Source organism: Sellimonas intestinalis (assembly GCF_001280875.1).
In the GTDB taxonomy this organism is placed as follows: Bacteria; Bacillota; Clostridia; order Lachnospirales; family Lachnospiraceae; genus Sellimonas; species Sellimonas intestinalis.
Map to the genome: position 1 here is coordinate 17,576 of NZ_LGAJ01000013.1, position 19,532 is coordinate 37,107.

A 19,532-nucleotide genomic window follows, 5' to 3' on the forward strand; every position below is an offset into this window, starting at 1 on the left:
TTTATTCCATGTTGTCAGCACATTTTTTCCATGTTTCCACAAGCTGTTTCTGCCAATCATCAACCGTCATATCTCCCGTATTGATGGACTCTACAGGACCATATACGTTCTTCTTCATGTCAAGACCTTCGATCGGAGCTGTGGTTGCCCATGTTCCTGTAACAGATACGATATTGTCTGCTGCTGTGGAAGCATATACGTCTTTTGTTGTGCCTTCCGGAAGTTTCTCTGCTGCGCCTTTAACCGGTGCAACAATCGGCGCGGCTGTTGTCTTTCCGCTCTCTTTATCTGTTGTCGTGTTGTTTAACAGAATGTCTACTACTGTATCGGAATACATAAATTTCACGAATTCTTTTGCAAGATCCATATTTTCAGCGTCTGCTGGTACCCACATCTGCTCTGTAAACATATAAACAGCCTGTGTCTCGTCGCCTCCCCACTTCGGTGCCGGCATCATGCCCCAGGCAAAATCTTCCGGTGTAGAAGCTGCCATCTCTCCAATAACCCAGTTTCCGTTTGGCATAAAGAGTGCTTTGCCATCGATGACATTCTGCTGGTTGATCTTGAATCCGCCTTCCGCATTTGCGTTGGCAACTGTATCTTCTTGTGTATAATCCGGTGTAACCAGCTTTCCTAATGTATCCAGTACTTTCTTTCCAGCGTCGGACGTCCATGTATCTGCGTCATACTCTAACGCATTATTGTAGAAATCCATTCCGCCTGCCTGCTCCAGCATAGTGTACATGGTTGCGTCAAAGTATCCGGACTGTGGGAATGTAAAGAGTGAGATACCATCCTTCTTTGCCTGATCACCCAGTGCGAAGAACTCCTCCCATGTAGTAGGAAGGGTATATTTTGCGTTCTCTCCCTCAAACAGGTTCTTATTGTACCAGAATCCGGTCGGCGTGTAGAAAATCGGAGCCAGGTAGATCTTTCCGTCTCCATATGGCTGTGAGATGGTGCTGTCCAGAATACCATCAAGCATCTTATCGCCAAGCTCTCCTTCAAATACGTCAGAGATATCCGCAACCGCTTTTTCTTTCAGCATCGTCTCCGTAAATCCACTTTCCTGTCCCAGGTTGTAGTAAACAACATCCGGGACGTCCCCGTTTTTGATCTCTTTTGTAAGGTCCTTGTCGAGCTCGGAGGAAATTTCCAGCTCCACTTTCACTCCGTCGTTCTCTTCTTCAAACGCAGACGCAATATCTTTCCAGATCTGCTCTCCGTTTCCACCGTTGAATGCGGCAACTTTCAAGGTCTTTCCATCGCCGCCTTCCTTTTTGCCGTCTCCGCTGTCTTTACTTCCACATCCCGCAAGGCCTGTCAATGTCATTGCGGAAACTAAAGATAAAGCTACCAGCTTTTTGACAAATTTTACTTTCATAATATTTCTCCTCTCTGCCGTCAGCGCACACGGCATACTTCATTTCAAGGCGATGACACGCGCTTCTGTCACACCCCTTCTATCCGGACGGCTCTATGATTTCCGGCATCTTGACCGGTCCGCCCTTATCTGATTTCGATTATAGCCTACCCTTCCTCCGCTTTCTATCCTTCTATTGCTCTATTTTTTATAAATCTTGCTTTTTTTGTGCATATTATGTATTATAATATTAAATTAGTATGTTACGGACAAATAGATTGCACAATAATTTGATTTTGTCAGGAGGGAAATGGTATGAGTAACCGGCATTATTCTGTGAAAGAACAAGACGTAGAGAAATTCAATTCCAAACTGCTCTCTATCTCCAATGCCAGGGATGAAGGAGACTGGAAGAGTATTCCCCACACGCACCCGTTCACCGAACTTTTCTTTGTGTCTGACGGAAAGGGAAGTTTTCTGTTTGATCAGACGACCCACTCAATCTATCCGGGAGACCTGGTCATCATTCCTCCTTATACGGAACACACCGAACGCTCCTTGCCCAACCAGCCACTTGAGTACTATGTTCTCGGGATCGACGGGATTTCCTTTCTTGCTTCCGACAAGACCACCGGGCAGATTATCTGTAATTTTAATGATGATACCAGTATTTTCAATCTTTTCCGCCAGATGCTCCAGGAGATCCGCAACTCCCAGTACGGTTCCGAGGCCATCTGCCAGAGACTGCTGGAAATTCTGATTTTGAAGATCATCCGCTCCAAACACTTAATCCCGGTATCCATCAACTCTGTCCGCATTACCAAAGAATGTGCCCAGATCAAGGAGTACCTGGACGTCAATTACGCGAACCGGATCACTCTGGATACGCTGACGAATCTGACTCATATGAATAAGTATTATATGGTCCACTCTTTTACCAGGTATGCAGGGCTCTCCCCCATTCAGTATCTGAACCGCCGCCGTCTGGAGATCGCCTGCCATCTTTTGGAGTCATCCAATCATTCGATATCGGATATCTCCTCCCTGACCGGGTTTTCCTCGCAGTCGTACTTCACCCAGACGTTTCGCAAGGCCTTCGGTATGACCCCGGTCATGTACCGCCAAACTCACGGCGAGACAGCTCCCTCTTAAAAGCCTTTCTCCTGAACGACGCTTTTTCTTGCTTTTCTTTCGGATTTGTATTAAGGTGAAAGCAATGATTATGAAGCAGAGGTGCGTCTATTATGAAACAGCCAAATATCCTATTGATTATGACAGACCAGCTTCGGGGAGACTGTCTCGGCTATGCCGGACACCCCGACGTCAAAACTCCGTATCTGGACTCTCTGGCAGCAAAGGGGGTATCCTTTGACAGAGCCTACAGCGCCTGCCCAAGCTGTATTGCAGCCAGAGCAGCTCTTCATACCGGCATGGAACAGTCCCATCACGGGCGCGTGGGATACGAAGACAATGTACCGTGGAACTACACCCATACCCTTGCGTCCGAGCTTGCAGGCGCCGGGTACTATACGGAATGTGTCGGCAAGATGCATGTCCATCCACTCCGGAATTATCTCGGATTCCACCATGTGGACCTTCACGACGGATATCTCCACGCCGCCCGCTACGCAAGCGTCCCTTACCGGGAATCTCAGTTTGTGGCAGACGACTATTTCTACTGGCTGAAGCAGGAGCTTGGCGTCACCGCCGACGTGACAGATACCGGCATTGATTGCAACAGCTATCTGGCCCGTCCGTGGATGCACGAGGAAAAATATCATCCAACCAACTGGGTGACGGCCCGAAGCCTTGACTTCCTGCGCCGAAGAGATCCGCGAAAGCCGTTCTTCCTTATGGCGTCATATTTAAGGCCGCACCCACCTTTTGACGCTCCGCAGTACTATTTTGATCTTTATAAGGATAAAGATTTGCGTCCTCCATTTGTAGGCGACTGGGAAGACACTGAGGAATTGATGAAGAACGGACGCATCTTTGACTCCAAGACCGGACCTCTGGACGAGGAACTAAAGAAACAGGCTCAGATAGGGTATTACGCCTGTATCACCCACCTGGATCATCAGATCGGCCGCCTCATTATGGCCCTGATTGAACAGGAATTATATGATGATACGCTCATCCTTTTTACATCCGACCACGGCGAGGAGCTTTGTGATCACCACATGTTCCGCAAATCCCGTCCATATGAAGGGAGTTGTCGGATCCCGTTTCTCATTGCCGCCGGAAAGAATGTCCTCCCGGATATGAAAAGCGGTTCTGTCTGCCATGCAGTTGTAGAACTTCGGGACGTCATGCCGACTCTGCTCTTGGCGGCCGGGGGAGCGATACCGGATACGGTGGACGGTTTTAATCTTCTCCCACTTGGGGCCAATCCTTCCGGAAGCGTACGCCCATGGCTCCACGGGGAACATTCCTATGGGGAACACTCGAATCATTGGATCGTAACGGAGACAGATAAATATATCTGGCATAGTCAATCCGGTAAAGAGCAGTACTTCCTTTTAAGTGAGGATCCGCATGAACTCCATGACCGAATCCATGACAAATCCTGCCGGGAACGTATTCATAAACTCCGCTCCCATCTTGCTGCTTGCCTGAAAGATCGTCCGGAAGGCATGAGCGACGGTGTGCATCTCATCCCTGGCAGACCATATCCGCCAACCCTGCCAAACGCCACGGCAGAATAACCCGAAGGGCCACAGAAAGTAAGTTATGTTTTCTGTGGCCTTTCTTATTTCTCTTTCAATTTCTCACGATCCCCTGGCGGCCAGCCATTCCAGCCGTTCAATCGCATACTCGAAAAAATGACTGTTTGCCTCGCAGTACCGATTTTTCCACCTTCCTTTAGCATCCTGAGCGCACTCCCTCCTGCACCCACCACGGCATAAAGGATACCAGCGGCAGTCCGGGCATCGGTCATCTCGTCTTGTCGGATCTTCAAAGAAACTTCCCGCCCTTTCCTCCATAGATTCCTGCAGCATCGTGTCAAAATCTGTCTCTAGGATATTTCCCATGCAGTACTCGTCCAAAGCATAGAAATCACAGGGATATACCCGGCCGTCCACCTCGATGACATTTTGCATACAGCACTTACCGTACATCGTACAGGCCTCCGGCGTTTTTCCTCTCAACACCTGCAAACCATTCTCAAACTGCCGGATATAGACCGGAACTCCCCGCATCCGATCTGATGCCCACAGATCAAATAGTTTCTTTATGGCATTTTCATACATGGACGGGGTCAGAGAAAACTCATCCAGACTTTCCGAAACATCTACCCAATCCCGTGAAATTGACGGATCCGATAAATCCAGTGGGTCCAGGCAGGGAATATACTGCTGCCGGAAAAAACCTTTCCGCATCAGGAAACGGTAAATCGCTTCAATCCGCTCCGTTGTCTGTCTGTTCAACACACAGAGAATATTCAGAGGAATTCCTGCGTCCCGAAGAAGACACGCCGCCGCAAATACCTTCTCAAAAGTCCCCTCCCCACATGGCCCCAGACGGTTGCTGTCATGGCTTTTACGCACCCCATCCAGGGAAAGTCCGACCAAAAATTCATGTTTTTTGAAAAAGTCTGCCCAACGCTCATCCACACTCCAACCGTTCGTCTGTACCGTAAACAATACTTTCTGATCTGATTTTTTCAACCGGCCAACTTCCTCCACAAATTTTTGAAAAAATCCCAGCCCAGCCAGAAGTGGCTCACCCCCCTGAAAACCAAATGTGCAGATATCCACGTCAGCGAGTCCCTTCTCCACAACAGCCTGCATGACATCATCGCTCATTCGTGCCGTAGTGCGTCTGCTTCTATGTTTTTCCACATCCTTATAAAAACAGTATCGACATTGTAAATCACAGTATGCCGATACCGGCTTTATTAATAGCTGCCTTGCACGCATCCTGTTTCCTCCCTTTTATGATTTCTTTGAAATTCATATCGACCAAATGACAGCAAGCTTCCGCACATGATTTCGTTGTGCGGAAGCTTGCTGTTTTTTGTATGATTTTATCTGTGCTATTCGATTTCGTACCAGATGATTTCATTTGCCCCCAGATTCAGGTCAAAACTTGTACCATCACCTTTGTATACCGTTGTAGACTGCGGTTCGTAAGTATTATTGACAACGCAGTACTTTTTATTTTTAACGTATGCGTGTACTTCTACGTTGTAGTTGCTGCTGAACCATCTGTGCAGATTCTCCTCATCATGGGAAGACCAGATAATGGAACGGTATAGAAGCCGGCTGTTTTCAAAGCTATACGGGAGACCGCTGATATAGACGCAGCGCCCTTTTCCGAATTCATTGACCGCAAGCTGTACGTCTTTGTTCCTGTGAACCAGTATAGTTGTATTGTCCAGAGCGTAAATGCTCTTCTTACCTTCTCCAAAGTCGATCTCACCTGCACAGTCTTCTGTAATAAAGTGTTCGTGCTCTTCCCAGTTGTACTTATCCACGTTGAGTGTGAATCCTGTCTCTTTCTCAACTCCCATAACTGTGGCAAGCTGGAAGAAATGCCCTTCATACTGGTGCGCCGCCGGTTCTCCGACACCGATGAAGCCGCCTCCATTATAGATAAATTTCTTAATTGCGGTAACAATGACTTCGTCTGTCCAATTCTCGCCGCCGGTGTATGCGGTGTCTGCGTCTCCCACATTTAATATCACGTCAATACCTTCGAGGATGGACGGATCTTTGCGAATATCATCAAAGCTTAAGAATTTCACATCAAACGGTGCGCCGCTGAGTGACTCGATAATACCTGCATAGGAGTAGTTCTCTTTATAGTAAATGGCGTGATGTACCATATGATTGCCCCATGCGCGCATCTTACCCCAACAGTTCAGTACTGCTACGGTCTTGATGCAGTATGGAGTCGTGCCCTTGATGTTCTCATACAAAGTACGGAATTCTTTACATACGCTTTCGATGTAATCAATAAATTCCGGGAACTGCATGGCAAGCTTTAAGTACCCGCCATATCCGATACGGTCAATCGGCTTTCTGAGGATGGCACGTCTTGCTGTCACCCAGTTGACCTTCGCCTCCCTGACCGGATCTCCGCCTTCATGGAACGTATCCGGGAAGAAGTACGGCAGGAATCTTCCTTCTGTATACTTCACTCCACCAATATCACTAATAAGCCGCAACGTTGCGCCGTTGCCGACACTTCCTACTACAGCGTCGAGACCGATAGTCTTGAATTCATCCATAAATGGCTCCGTTCCAATCCAGTGATCACCAAGGAACATCATCGCTTCTTTTCCACACTCATGTGTGATGTCCACCATTTCTTTGGCAAGCTTTGCCACTTCTCTTCTCTGGAACTTCTGGAAATCCAGAAACTCCTTGGACGGAATGCGATACGTATTGTTCATGTATCCCTGATCAATAATATACTCTGGGCGGAATGGATAACCTGCCTCTTTTTCAAACTGCTCTAGGATGTATGGGCTGACTGATGCGGAATATCCATACCAGTCCACATATTTTTCCCTTGCCAGTTCATCAAAAATAAGGGTGAACTGATGGAAGAAGGTCGTATATCGGATGACGTCAATATGAGGATTATCCGCAATATACTTACGGAGGCGTTCCATGGAATATTTGTGGGTCTTGGGCTGACGCACATCAAAGGTAACTTGCTTTTCAAAGTTCGTCCATCCATTCGTCACGGCATTATACATATGTACCGGATCCCACATAATGTATGCGAGGAAACTCACGGTATAATCGTGAAACTCAGCCGCATGTTCGATCGTCACATCCCCGGTCTGCGGGCAGTAACTCCAATTGGACGCCGGCACTACTTCTCCCGTAGTCCTGTCAATGACTTCCCACCATCTTTTTATGTCGTCCCGGTCATTCACTTTCAGCATGTCCGGATACAGATGATCCATCAGGTGAATGGAAAGCTTCTCCTCCACCGCTGTGCAGAAAGGTGTCATAATATACATCTGCTGGATTTCATCCGGATTGGCATTGGCCCACTCGTTATCCTTCCGGGTCGTGTAGTAAGTGGAGTAGACCTTGGCGTCCACATGTTTTAACTCTTCCGGATAATCCGTACCGTCACAGTCCCGGATAGCGTCCGCTCCCCACCGCTTTACCAGTTCCAGTGTCTCCGGCACCACATCGATGTCTGTCGGGATCGTTACTCTTCCGCTCGTACACTCTTTCAAAATGATTCTCCTCTCTTTCTGTCAAATCTGCTGGTTTTTATGACATAAGGATACGAAAAAGGTGTACATTTTGTCAATTTGCATCTTGCTTAGATTTTTAGGATTCTTGCTTTTATATAGAAACCTAGTTTAAATATTGATAATTTCTTGATAATGCCGGTGATGCTCCAGCGCCTCTGTCATATCCGCCATACGACTCGTATCCCCGATCAGGATCACACCACATAACCGATTGTTGAGGAAGTAATATTTCCGGTACTGTTTCTTTCCTTCGTCCTTATATTCCACCGTCTTATAGATCAAATTCGGATTCTGCCCGTTGTCACCCGCAGCGAAAAGGGATGTATTCATTCCATGGAAACTTAATGCCGCCGAAACACCTTTGTAAACCAGATCATCCCCTGCGGCCTGCGCGCCTGCCACCTTACCTTCTTCCAGTGCCTGTGGCCAGATGGCATAATTCATGCCCTCATACTGAGCGCAGTCACCGCATGCGTAGATATCCGGCAGGCTTGTCTCCATCTTCTCGTTGACGATGACCGCCCGATCTGTCCCGATACCCGCTTCCTTTGCAATGGCAGTGTTTGCCCGCACACCACAGGAAACTATCACAAGCTCCACCGGAAAGACTGTACCGTCGGCAAGACGAACTCCACTGGCACTGCCTTCCCCTTCGATGGCTTCGATCTGGACACCGGTGTGAATCCGTATCCCCTGGCCTTCGCTGATTTTTTGCAGCATCTCCCCCGCTTCCCGGTCGAGCTGACGGCCCATCAGCACCGGAGCCAGCTCCAGAACCGTTACCTCGCATTTTGCTTTTTTCAACTCCCATGCGGCCTCCAGTCCCAGAACGCCTCCCCCGATGACAACAACGTGTTTCGTTTCCTTTAGTTTCTCTGCCACCTTCCGGGTGTCCGCAAGTCTTCGGACAGCTACCACGCCATCTAAGTCCACCCCTTTGATTGGAGGAATGAAACATTCCGATCCCAGAGCGTAGATCAGCTTTGTATAATGATATTTTTCTCCATTGTCCAGATGGACTTCTCTTGTCTCAGGATCGATCCCCACAACCTCTCGCCCAAGAATCTGATAAATCTTCTGCTCCTCATACCAGGACGCGTCCTCCACAGCAATTTGTTCTTCACTCAGATCGGCCATGATAGACTTTGTCAGCATAGGTCGATTATAAGTCCGGTACGGCTCATTGGAAATCATCACGATCGTTCCTGTGCGGTCCCGCTCCCGGACAGCCTTCGCTGCGGAATGTCCCGCCGCTCCGTTTCCAAGAATGACATAGAAATTCTTTGTGTCGTTAGAGAATTCAGTCTCCTCCACCTCCACTTCCACAAACTGCTCCCGTCCCACGCCGCAGACCGGGCAAATGTCAATAGAAGAATCAAAGATTGCTCCACAAACAAGACATTTGACAAGTGTTCTGCTGCCCTGCTTCTTTTTCGGGTTCTCCTTTTCCTGTAACATGCATCCAAAATTAAATCCGTAATCAAAGGCGTCCTGAAGATTATTTTCATCTGGTTTCAGCCGCACCTTAAATCCTTCTTCTACTTTCATATTTAGCTGACGGAGCCGCTCCAACAGATGCGGTACTGCCTCCCCGCTCCACCCGTAACTTCCGAAAGCACTTGCCAGCTTCTGCCCGTGGGTGCCCGCAAAAATGGACGTCGTCAGATCCCAGATCGGTTTAAGTGCTTCTCCAAGGATCGTTGGAGACCCCAATAAGATTCCATCCGCAAAGCCAAGCTCCTCCAGGACTTTCGACGGATCTGCCTCTACCATGTCATAGGCTCTCACGTCAATCTCCCCGCTTGCCCGTATTCCGTCCGCAATTTTTTCCGCCAGAGATTTCGTATACCCGTAGGCGCTTACATACGGAATAACTACTGTTCTATGCGGATTCGGATTGACCACCGTACTCCATTCTTCATAAAGATTCAGGATCTGGTCAATCTTGTCGTCGATAACCGGCCCGTGCCCCGTACAGATCATGGAAATATCGAAATCTCTGACCCTCGCCAGTGCTTTCAACATAAAAGGCTTGAACGGCCCGATGATATTGTCGTAATAGTATTTCGTAGCTTTCATATAATCTTCCCAGTCTGTCACTTTGCTTAAAAGCACGCCGTCAAATGCATAATGGGATCCGAAGGAATCGCAGGTCACCATGATCTGCTCCTCCTCAATATAAGTGTACATCGTATCCGGCCAGTGCAGATTTGGCACAAACAGAAAACGAAGTGTCCGATCCCCGATGGTCATCGCCATATTGTCCCTCGCCGCTATCCCTGTGAAATCCCGGTTCACGATCTCCTTTAAAAATCCGAGAGCGCATCCGGTCGCAATGATCTTCATGCCCGGATTCAGATCCAAAAGCTTCTCTACGCTTCCTGCATGATCCGGCTCCGTGTGCTCCACTACAAGATAATCGATATGCTCCACATCGATGATCTCCCTCAGCTTTTCCAGATATTCGTCGAAAAATTTCTCCTTTGCGGTTTCAAAAAGAATGGTCTTGTCCCCTGCTTTCAGCACGTAAGAATTGTATGTTGTACCAAATTCCGTGTACATAATGATATCAAAGACACGCAAGTTGGCATCTACAATCCCCGTCCAATAAAAATTCTCCCTTAATTTGAGTGTTTTCATATTTACCTCCGATTTTCGACAATAAAAATAACAATTATTGTTTCTAGTATAATCCCCTCTTCCAAAAAAATCCAGTCTTTTTTCTTTTGTTTTATCTTCATTATAAAACCGGCAAAAGCAATTACCTCTGCCGGTTTTTATTCTGCTCTTTATTCAATTTTGCGGTATGTATATACTTCTCTGTGCAAGCCCTTTGAAAGAGTTACGCCCTGCTCATACCGTCCACGCTCAGGATCACTCCCGTGATATAAGACGCCTCGTCGGAAGCAAGAAACGTAAAGGCATTGGCGATATCTTCCGGCTGTCCCAATCTTCGCAGCGGAATCTGGGCAATCAACGGATCAATAACTTCCTTTGGTACAGCCTTCATCATATCCGTTTCCGTGATACCAGGCGCCACCGCATTGACACGGATTCCCTTCGGCCCAAGTTCCCTTGCGAGAGAGATCGTAAATCCATTTACCGCAAACTTGGATGTCGGGTAAGCCACCCCCGCAGCCTGTCCGGAGATGCTGACCATGGAGGAGGTAGAAAGAATCACGCCGCTGCCCTGTTCCACCATATAGTCCACTACCGCTCTGGAAGCATGGAATACACCTTTCACGTTCAGATCCATTACTTTCTCAAACAAATCCTCAGTATAATTCGTAAACGGTGCACTGTCGGACATCCCCGCATTATTTACGAGGATGTCGATCCGCCCATACTTCTCGTGGATCTTTGCGAATGACTCTTTGACAGATTCCAAACTGGAAAGATCCGGCCAGATCCCTTCCACTTTTGCGTCCGGACAGCTCTCTTTGACCCGTGTCACCGCTTTCTCTGCTGTCTCCTTCCTGCTGGCCGTCAGGACCACTGTCGCCCCCTCTTCCAGAAATTTCTTCACCGTGGCAAATCCGATTCCACGGCTTCCCCCGGTAACAATCGCAACTTTTTCTTTTAGCTTCATACGATATACCTCCTTTACTATCGTCCGTTTATATAGTTATTATAACACTTTTCTCAGATTTTTCAGTGACAAGCTCACAATCGTGTGATAAACTTTCTTCCGCAATTACTAAAATGGTCCGGTAGAAATCAACTGACTTTCTACCGGACCACTCTCCACATTTGATCCATATATTCTATGTAAGCTGCTGTTACTGTATTGCCCTCCAGAACACCTCTTCCATCTTTTCATATCTGCACAAAAACGATTCTCTGCTCGCCTCCATCATCTCATCTCTCGAAATGCGGGCAAACCGGATCACATATCCTCTTTTGAGCGCCAGCTCACGAACAAACTCTCTCTGCGTTCTCCCATTACCCTCCCGGAATGGATGCAGGGCATTGATCTCAGAAAAATAATAGGCAATCCTTCTGATAAACCGGTCCTTGGAAATCCCTAAGAGGCAGTTCTCATCTTTTAGTTTTCCAAACAGCACGTGTGCCTGTTCCTCGATAAATCGTGCTTTGCAAAAGACCGCTGCCTTGGAAATATCGACCGTGCGGATCTGACCTGCCCAGGAATAAAGATCCTGGAACAGGTATCTGTGAATACTCTGAAGATGCTTCAGATCAAAATCGCCTTTGACAGGCGTATCAAGAAGATCACTCATACGAAACATCGTAAGGCGCCTCTCGGCCTCCTCCAGCTTCGCTTGATCACGAATATCCATCTTGTTCATCAAAACGTCCGAATCCGGATAACAGTAAATCGTATCGCTCATCTATGCCTCCGTGTATTCTGCCAGGATCTTCTCCCTGAATTTCTCTTTGTCCGCCGCTCTTTGATACTGCTTCAGAAGCTCCAGGTCTTCCTCAGTCAGCGTCAGTCTTTCCATCTCCATGGAGGCTTTGACTTCTTCTGTCTTTTCCTTTTCTGTGTAATCCTTCGACATCCTTACTTCAAACGGAATACTCTTTGTCATAATAATCTGTTTCAACAGCATATTCACTACAGAGGACAGATTCGTTCCAAGCTGCTCTAAAATCACGCTGGCCTGCTCTTTATCTCTCTCGTCTGTCCGCACCTGCAAAAAAGTCTTCGCCATTGTTTCGCACCTCCTGGATTCTATTTTACTTTTTTGTATTTACATTGTCAATACAGATACGCAGGGGCAACATGATCTGCTTATCTTCGTCGCTGTCTGCACACCTCATACATCAAGATTCCTGCCGCCATTGCCGCATTCAGCGACTCCACCTGCCCGTGCATCGGAATCTTAATCCTGTGCTCTGCCTCGGCGCAGATCTCTTGCGGCAATCCGTTCCCTTCGTTTCCGATCAGAAATGCAGTTGCCTTCGTATAATCCTCCTCATCATAAAAACGGCTGTCATCCAGATGCGCGGCATATGTATGAATCCCACACTCCTTCATCTTTCCAAGCGTCGCTTTCAGATCTTCCACGATCACCGCCGGCATCCGGTAGATAGCTCCCATGGTAGAACGGATCGTCTTTGGCTGGTACAGGTCGGCGCAGTCCTTTGTAAGGATAACGCCAGTCGCCCCAGCTCCTTCCGCCGTCCGAAGAATCGTTCCAAGATTACCTGGATCCTGAAGATGATCGAGCACGATTAGAAACGGCTCCGTGCCGTCCCTTTTCTCAAAAAGGCTCTCCAGTCTTGCATCCTCTCTCCTGATGACCGCCAAAATCCCCTGCGGCGTTTTTGTGTCCGACATATGCGCGAAGACCTCGTCACTAACGACCTCCGCCCTCCTCAGAAGTCTATCGTCAAGCCCCGGATGCTTTTGTAAGAAGGTTTCCGAAATGTACAGCTCCAAAAGGCGTTCCTTTGGAGCCTCTCTTGTCAACCGGATCCCCTCTACCAAAAAGACATGCTCCTCGTTTCTGGCCTTTGCCTTCTTCTGCAGTTTTAAAATCCGTTTTACTTTTTGGTTTGCTGTACTTATAATCATGGCCTATCCGCTCCCTGCTCTCCTGTGTAATTCGTAGTCCGGTCTGCAGTCTGCCTTTCTGATGAATCACCTGTCTTTAGGTTGGATGTTTCATTCATCTTGACTTCCAGAATCCGTTTTATTGAGGCGTCGATCCTCTCTTCGGAGATTGTCCCCTGATGGACTGCTTCCAGAATTCCCTGGTATGCCTCCTCAAAATTCTGTGGCATCAGGATCATATCGACCCCTGCCTGCACGGCTTTGACCGCTGCCTCCCCGGAAGTGTAATGATCTGTAATCGCTCCCATGTCCATGGAGTCGGTAATAATAATCCCCTCGTAGCCAAGTTCTTCCCGCAGCATTTCGGTGACAACGTCCTCCGATAATGACGCAGGGGTATCGTCTGTCAAAATCTCCGGCAGGGAAATATGCCCTACCATCACAAACTCAGTACCAGCCCCGATCGCTGCCTCAAACGGCAGAAGTTCACTCTCTTTTAGCTCCTCCTTTGTTCGGTTCAAAGGAACGCTTTTCTCATGGGATTCCCCCTCAGTGCCGCCATCTCCCGGAAAATGCTTTGCCACAGTATAGATTCCCTGGCTGTGAAATCCTTCCACTGACTCAGATACCATATCCGATACCAGCTTCGGGTCTGATCCGAAAGACCGGTGTTGAGCAGTAATGTTCTCCGAATTCAGCCTTACGTCCGCCATCGGGGCAAAATCCAGATTAAATCCCAATTCTTTCAGATAGGTTCCAATCGTTTTTCCGGCCTCGTATGCCTTCTTACTGTCGTCGGTTGCCCCGATCTCAGACATATTTCCTACATTTTCGATTCCGAAATTCGGATTCCCGGAAATTGGAGCCACTGTTCCGCCCTCTTCCTCGACTGATAAAAACGGAACCAGTCCCACCGCCTCTTTAGAAAACCCAGTGACTGCATCGTTCCACGTCTGAACCTGTTCCTGGGAAATCAGGTTATTCCCCATCATAATAAGACCTCCTACCGGCGTCTCGTGATAGGCAGTCTCTGTGACTTTCCCTGGATTCCATGTGCCTTCGACTCCCGTCAGGGCATCCGGCGTAATGATAAACATCTGTGCCACTTTTTCCTCTATAGAAAGCTCCCCCAGTTTCTCATCAATCTGCCTTTTGTTCTCCTCTTTCTTCTGTATGTCTTTTTCCTTCTGATCTTCTTTCACCTGCTGTGTCCCGTCTGTGCCATCCGTTTCATCACGGCCTGCATGGCTGAAATAGATCACTGCCGCAAACGCTCCTGCGGAAAGCAGCATACAGCCGATCCCAAGAGCCCATCTCCCCATTCTTCTTTGTTTTCTTTTCCTTTTGCTCATATACTCCCCTTATCTGGTAACTTTTTCAAAAATTTATAAACTCTTAATTATATTAACTTTTAGAGTATTATAATCGACGCACCATGTCAACCCCGTTTCCCTCAAAATCGCCTGTTTGCGGTATCTATTCAGCCATGCGGCCTGAAACAGTAACAATTTGTCGCAAGCTTGCATCCCTTTTCTCCCCATAAACAGGCAATGACCTCTGGCGTTCTCCGTCAGAGGTCATTGTCGTCTGTGTTTTAGTATGTTCCATAATGAACCTTGTCCATAGGAAGATCACTTAATTCGTACGGTGCCTTCTCTTCATCCGGTACCCCAATCGTCAGAATCGCCTGAAGCTTATCGTTCTCCGGGTAGCCCAGAATGTCTCTGACATAGGCTTCGGTATCTCTTCCATCTTCTGCCTTTCTGAGTCTCCCCTGTACCCAGCAGCTTCCAAGTCCGAGAGCATGAGCCATCAGATGCATGTTGCTCATCACTGCGGAACAGTCTTCTGTCCAGACGTCGGACGCATCCTCATTTCCAAGTACTACAATGGCACACGGAGCTTCCTTTAACATCTTTACAGAACCCGCACGACAGTCTGCCATCTTCTGAAGGACATCTTTGTCTGTCACGACGATGAATTCCCAAGGCCGGATTCCCTTTCCTGTTGCGGAAAGCATTCCTGCCTGAAGAATTTTTGTAATATTTTCTTCAGATACCGGCGCGTCGGTGTATTTCCGGATGCTGCGTCTTGTTCTCATTAATTCTAATAATTCCATATATCTCACCTCAGTTGTATTGTACTACAGTTTCATGTAGTTTTCCAGAACTTCCCTTAAATCTGCCTGGATTCCATAGTCGGCTACTTTGAAAATCGCCGCGTTTTCATCGGTGTTGACTGCCACAAAAAGCTTCGTATCCTTAATACCCTCTGTATGCTGAATTGCTCCGGACACACCAAGGGAGATACAGATCTTCGGACGAATCGTAAGACCGGTCTGCCCAATCTGGTGATCGAACGGGATTGTTCCGGTGTCAACCATCGGGCGGGTGCCTCCTATCGCCGCCCCGATTTTATCCGCGAACTCCTTCACGAGCGTAAAGTTATCGTCTTCCAGCGCTCCTCTTCCTCCGACGACAACAATCTCGGAAGAGAGGATGCTGTCTGTGGATTCTTCCTGCGGAAGGATCTCTACCACCTCTACCTGGGAAACAGGCGCCTGGATGTCATCCATATAAATGACTTCCGCCTGTCCTTCAGTCTGCTCCGGAACCATATATACGCCCGGACGTACGGTCATCATCTGCGGATAGTATCCTTCTCTTGTGATGATCGTGACAAAGACATTTTCGCCGTAGGACGGTTTGTTCTGTTTAATATAGTAAGTACCGTCTTCTTTTGCTCCTACTAAAAGCTCGGTACAGTCCGCTGTCAGACCACAGTTTAATTTCATCGCCACACGTGAGAACAGGGATCTTCCCGTCGGTGTCGCCGGAATCAGTACGGAAGACGGATCGATTTTCTTTAACATATCCGCAATCATCTGACTTGCCGCATCGTCCTGAAGGAGCAGGTCGTGGTCTGTCTTAATCGCATAGATTTTCTCCACGCCGATTCCCTTTAATTCTTCAATGATACCGTCACAGCTTTCCGCCACAACCAGGGCGCTGATCTCTTCCTTTGTCGTTTCCTGAATCCGACGCGCTGCGGAGACAAGTTCTGCGGATGCCGGCTCTAATTTTCCATTATAATTTTCTGCAAAAATACAAATTCCATTCGCCATTATAAATTTCCTTTCTCCTCCTCGATCAGATCTTTTAGTTTCGCTGCCAGTTCTTCCGGTGTACCCTCAATCATCTCTGCAATACGTCCTCCGGTTGGTTCGAAGGAATCGATCACTGTTGTCGGGGAACCTTTGATTCCCACCTGGTCTTCCGGAAGTTCCAGGTCTGCGTTCGTATAGGTTGTAAGCGGTTTACTCTTCGCCGCTCTCGTACTCCGAAGTGTCGCAAGTCTCGGAACATTGCATCCAAAGTTTACGGAGATAACAGCCGGAAGGGATACGCGTACACGAAAACGCTCTCCGTATACTTTCTTGACCGCTTCGATCTTATCCGGTGCCGCTTCGTCGTACTGAATACTCTGGATCTCACAGATATGTGGAATACTGAGGCATTCTGCCACCATTGCCCCTACCTGTCCGGTCGCACCGTCCGCGGAGAGCGCACCACCGAGAATCAAATCAAAATGGCCGTATTTTTTGATCGCTTCTGCGAGTACTCTTGCTGTTGCGATCGTATCTCCGCCAGCTACGACACGGTCTGTAATCAGACAGCTTTCGTCGCATCCATGAGCCATAGCCTCACGAAGCGCTTTCTCCGCATCCGGAGGTCCCATCGTAAATACTACAACTTTGCCGCCGGTCTGCTCTTTGAGCACCATTGCCTCTTCGATCGCATTTAAGTCTGCCGGGTTAATCATGCCTTCCGCACTTGCACGGATCAGGGCATGTGTCTCCGGATCTACTGATACATTGTTTGAAACAGGTACCTGTTTAATAAGAACCGCTATATCCATGTTTTCCTCCTAAAATTTTAATAGCAGACCGGCCATGAACGAACATCCATGGCCGAGCTGTTACTGATTGTTTTAATATTAAAGCAGACGTTTGAATGCCCAGTCTTCCAGTAATGGTGTGGACTCTCCACGCATAATAAGTTTTGCAAGGTCTCTGCTTGCTGCCGGTGCCTCAATGACACCGTTTCCGCCATAACCTGTAGCAAGAATGTAACCTTCGACTGGTGTTTCTCCGAGGATCGGAAGGAAATCCTTCGGCTCCGCACGATAGGATAGCCAGGAAGATACAAGTCCGCTGTCTACGATTCCAGGAACCTTTACTTCGAGCTGGTCAAGAAGGAAGTCGATGAAGTAATCGTCTGTTCCGCCTGTTGCCGGAAGTTTATCCGGATCCCACTGTCCTGCGTGCATAGGGTTGTTCAGGTCCATGGAGAGGTGAGACTTACAGATGAAGATGTTATCTCCCGCTCTTAATCCATAAAATTCCGGGTATTTCAGTACCGGGAAGGTGTAATCTAATTTCTTTCCCGGAGGGCAGAGGAAAAATGCCTCGGCTTTTGTATGCCAGATCGGTACATCCAGTCCTACAAGTTCTCCTGTGAACTTACTCCATGGTCCTGTACAGTCTACAACATAATCAAATTCATATTCTTCGCCTTCGCTTGTCTTTAATCCTTTGATCTTGTTGTCTTTTACTACGACCTCTGTCACTTTGACGCCCGTCTTAATTACGCCGCCGTTTTTCTGCATTTTCTTAGCATATGTATTGGAGATCATGGTTCCGTCAAAGTATCCGTCGTCTGCGGTATATCCTGCCCCGAGGATGTTATCGGTAGAGATATCTGGAAGTATCTCTTTGATTCTGTCTTTATCTGTAATGTATTCTCCGTTATATCCTGCTGCCTTCGCTAGTGCGATACCGGTCTTAATGGTTGCTTCTACCTGCTCATTCGTCGCAACAACAAGTGTTCCTGTTTTGTCAAACCCTGCGGAGCCTTTTTCTTCCTCTTCCATTTTGAGGTAGGACTCAAAACCGTACAGTCTGACATCCCAGTATCTGTTTTTCAAAGAATCATCAAACAGACATACCGTCCCCGCTGATTTTGCTGTGGAGGCTCCGCCGATCGTATCTTTCTCAAATACGATTACCTCTGCATTGTCATAAAGGCTTAAGTGGTAGCCGAGACATGTTCCGGAAATTCCTCCGCCAATGATTCCAATTCTTTTTTTCTCCATAAGATGTTCTCCTTTCTTATCATTAACATGACATTTCCATGTTATCTACTTCTAAAATTGTTTCTAATAATACTGCACATCCCAGTCCGATATCTTCTTCTTTTGTAAATTCATACCGGGAATGGCTGATTCCATTTTCACTTGGTACAAAAATCATTCCTGTCGGGACGAGCCCTGTCATCAGGAGAGAATCGTGAAACGCACCGCTTGGAAGAACCATATAGTCTGTTCCAGTCTTCTTTACCGCCGTCTCGATGGCTTTTTTCACTGCCTCATTCATCGGGGCCGGTGCGTGGTAGGAAATTGGATCCCATGTATAGCTGACATCTTCTCTCTGGCATATTTCCTCAAGTGTCGTGTGAAGTCTTGTCTCAATCTCTTTCATAACCGCGTCATTTTGATCCCGGATCTCTAACTGGAATGTACAGGTACCTGGCACCACATTGACAGAATTCGGCGTTACCCGGATCGTTCCTACAGTTGACACAGTATAAGGATTTCCATGTGTCCGCACTGTTTCCGGAACCTGTCCGATAAAATGTGATGCTGCTACAAGCGCGTCCTTTCTGTCTTCCATCATTGTACTTCCCGCATGGTTCGCTTCTCCAGTGATCGTCACTTCAAACCGGCTCACCCCTGCGATGGAAGATACAATACCTACCGGAATCTGCTTTTTATCAAGGGTTCCCCCCTGCTCCACATGAAGCTCAATAAAGCAGTGGATCGACTCCGGATCCCGCTTTGCTCCGGCAACATGCTCTACAGACATGCCGCAACCCTCGAACACTTCTCTTCTCGTTTTTCCTTCGATATCCAGATCCTCCGGATGGATGTCCAGCTCTTCTCCGCACAAGGCGCTGCTTCCCAGAAGTCCACTACCAAACCGGAATCCTTCTTCATCGGTAAAGACAACAACTTCCAGGGGATGCTTTAATTTTCGTCCTTCCTGAATCAGTGTCTCACACACGGCAAGTCCTCCCATGCATCCGACCGCTCCGTCGTACTTCCCGCCATCCGGCACCGTATCCAAATGGGAGCCGACCATAATCGCCGGAAGAGACGGGTCTGTACCCTCCATGCGTGCGATCAGATTCCCTGCCTGATCGACCCGTGTCGGAATACCCAGCTTTTCAAAATAGCCGCAGAAGACTTCTCTTCCCTTTTTATCCTCCCGGGAGTATGCCATCCTTGTAAAAGTGCCATCCGGTTTTGCACCGCACTGGTAGATTTCGTTCAGATGTTCCATGACTTTCTTTACATCAACTTCCACGTAA

At 47.9% G+C, this 19,532-nt stretch carries 16 protein-coding genes; 2 read left to right on the plus strand and 14 right to left on the minus strand.

Annotated features, from left to right (window positions below):
• Position 1: 1 nt before the first annotated feature.
• Positions 2–1,384, minus strand: a complete 1,383-nt coding sequence (locus AOA56_RS11740; RefSeq protein WP_053769725.1) for a carbohydrate ABC transporter substrate-binding protein — start codon at positions 1,382–1,384, stop codon at positions 2–4.
• A 294-nt stretch (positions 1,385–1,678) separates the two neighbouring features.
• Here AOA56_RS11740 and AOA56_RS11745 point away from each other — a divergent pair, with 294 nt between their 5' ends.
• The gene (locus tag AOA56_RS11745; RefSeq protein WP_024733806.1) at positions 1,679–2,515 is read left to right on the plus strand and encodes an AraC family transcriptional regulator; all 837 of its coding nucleotides are present in this window, start codon (positions 1,679–1,681) and stop codon (positions 2,513–2,515) included.
• Positions 2,516–2,607: 92 nt separating this feature from the next.
• Positions 2,608–4,068: an arylsulfatase gene (locus AOA56_RS11750; RefSeq protein ID WP_053769726.1), complete on the plus strand. Its 1,461-nt coding sequence runs from the start codon at positions 2,608–2,610 to the stop codon at positions 4,066–4,068.
• 63 nt (positions 4,069–4,131) lie between these two features.
• Here the strand turns inward: AOA56_RS11750 and AOA56_RS11755 are convergent, their stop codons facing one another.
• The 13 genes from AOA56_RS11755 to AOA56_RS11815 all read right to left on the minus strand — a co-directional run bounded on the left by AOA56_RS11755 (position 4,132) and on the right by AOA56_RS11815 (position 19,528).
• Positions 4,132–5,283: a radical SAM/SPASM domain-containing protein gene (locus AOA56_RS11755; RefSeq protein ID WP_082349984.1), complete on the minus strand. Its 1,152-nt coding sequence runs from the start codon at positions 5,281–5,283 to the stop codon at positions 4,132–4,134.
• Positions 5,284–5,399: 116 nt separating this feature from the next.
• Positions 5,400–7,565: a 1,3-beta-galactosyl-N-acetylhexosamine phosphorylase gene (gnpA, locus tag AOA56_RS11760; RefSeq protein ID WP_053769727.1), complete on the minus strand. Its 2,166-nt coding sequence runs from the start codon at positions 7,563–7,565 to the stop codon at positions 5,400–5,402.
• A gap of 129 nt (positions 7,566–7,694) precedes the next feature.
• Positions 7,695–10,226: an FAD-dependent oxidoreductase gene (locus tag AOA56_RS11765; RefSeq protein WP_053769728.1), complete on the minus strand. Its 2,532-nt coding sequence runs from the start codon at positions 10,224–10,226 to the stop codon at positions 7,695–7,697.
• Between the two features lie 202 nt (positions 10,227–10,428).
• Positions 10,429–11,175 (minus strand): SDR family NAD(P)-dependent oxidoreductase, encoded by a 747-nt coding sequence (locus AOA56_RS11770; protein WP_024733810.1) that lies wholly within the window; start codon positions 11,173–11,175, stop codon positions 10,429–10,431.
• Positions 11,176–11,365: 190 nt separating this feature from the next.
• Positions 11,366–11,935 carry a Fic/DOC family protein gene (locus tag AOA56_RS11775; protein WP_034595014.1) on the minus strand — a complete coding sequence of 190 codons (570 nt, stop codon included), beginning with the start codon at positions 11,933–11,935 and terminating at the stop codon, positions 11,366–11,368.
• The gene (locus AOA56_RS11780) at positions 11,936–12,259 is read right to left on the minus strand and encodes a type II toxin-antitoxin system RelB/DinJ family antitoxin (RefSeq protein ID WP_024733811.1); all 324 of its coding nucleotides are present in this window, start codon (positions 12,257–12,259) and stop codon (positions 11,936–11,938) included.
• Positions 12,260–12,339: 80 nt separating this feature from the next.
• Entirely contained in the window at positions 12,340–13,125 is a 786-nt protein-coding gene (locus tag AOA56_RS11785; protein ID WP_053769729.1) for a TrmH family RNA methyltransferase, read from the minus strand.
• Positions 13,122–14,456, minus strand: coding sequence for a glycoside hydrolase family 3 protein (locus AOA56_RS11790; RefSeq protein ID WP_053085735.1), 1,335 nt, complete (start codon positions 14,454–14,456; stop codon positions 13,122–13,124). The genes AOA56_RS11785 and AOA56_RS11790 overlap by 4 nt, the downstream gene beginning before the upstream one ends.
• A 242-nt stretch (positions 14,457–14,698) precedes the next feature.
• Positions 14,699–15,223 carry a nitroreductase family protein gene (locus AOA56_RS11795; RefSeq protein WP_024733814.1) on the minus strand — a complete coding sequence of 175 codons (525 nt, stop codon included), beginning with the start codon at positions 15,221–15,223 and terminating at the stop codon, positions 14,699–14,701.
• Between the two features lie 24 nt (positions 15,224–15,247).
• The gene (locus AOA56_RS11800) at positions 15,248–16,228 is read right to left on the minus strand and encodes an electron transfer flavoprotein subunit alpha/FixB family protein (RefSeq protein WP_024733815.1); all 981 of its coding nucleotides are present in this window, start codon (positions 16,226–16,228) and stop codon (positions 15,248–15,250) included.
• A complete protein-coding gene (locus AOA56_RS11805) occupies positions 16,228–17,022 on the minus strand; it encodes an electron transfer flavoprotein subunit beta/FixA family protein (RefSeq protein WP_053769730.1) in 795 nt (264 codons plus the stop codon). Before AOA56_RS11805 ends, AOA56_RS11800 begins: the two co-directional genes overlap by 1 nt.
• A gap of 78 nt (positions 17,023–17,100) precedes the next feature.
• Positions 17,101–18,258, minus strand: coding sequence for an NAD(P)/FAD-dependent oxidoreductase (locus tag AOA56_RS11810; RefSeq protein ID WP_024733817.1), 1,158 nt, complete (start codon positions 18,256–18,258; stop codon positions 17,101–17,103).
• Between the two features lie 22 nt (positions 18,259–18,280).
• Positions 18,281–19,528: a Zn-dependent hydrolase gene (locus AOA56_RS11815; RefSeq protein WP_053769804.1), complete on the minus strand. Its 1,248-nt coding sequence runs from the start codon at positions 19,526–19,528 to the stop codon at positions 18,281–18,283.
• Positions 19,529–19,532 lie beyond the last annotated feature (4 nt).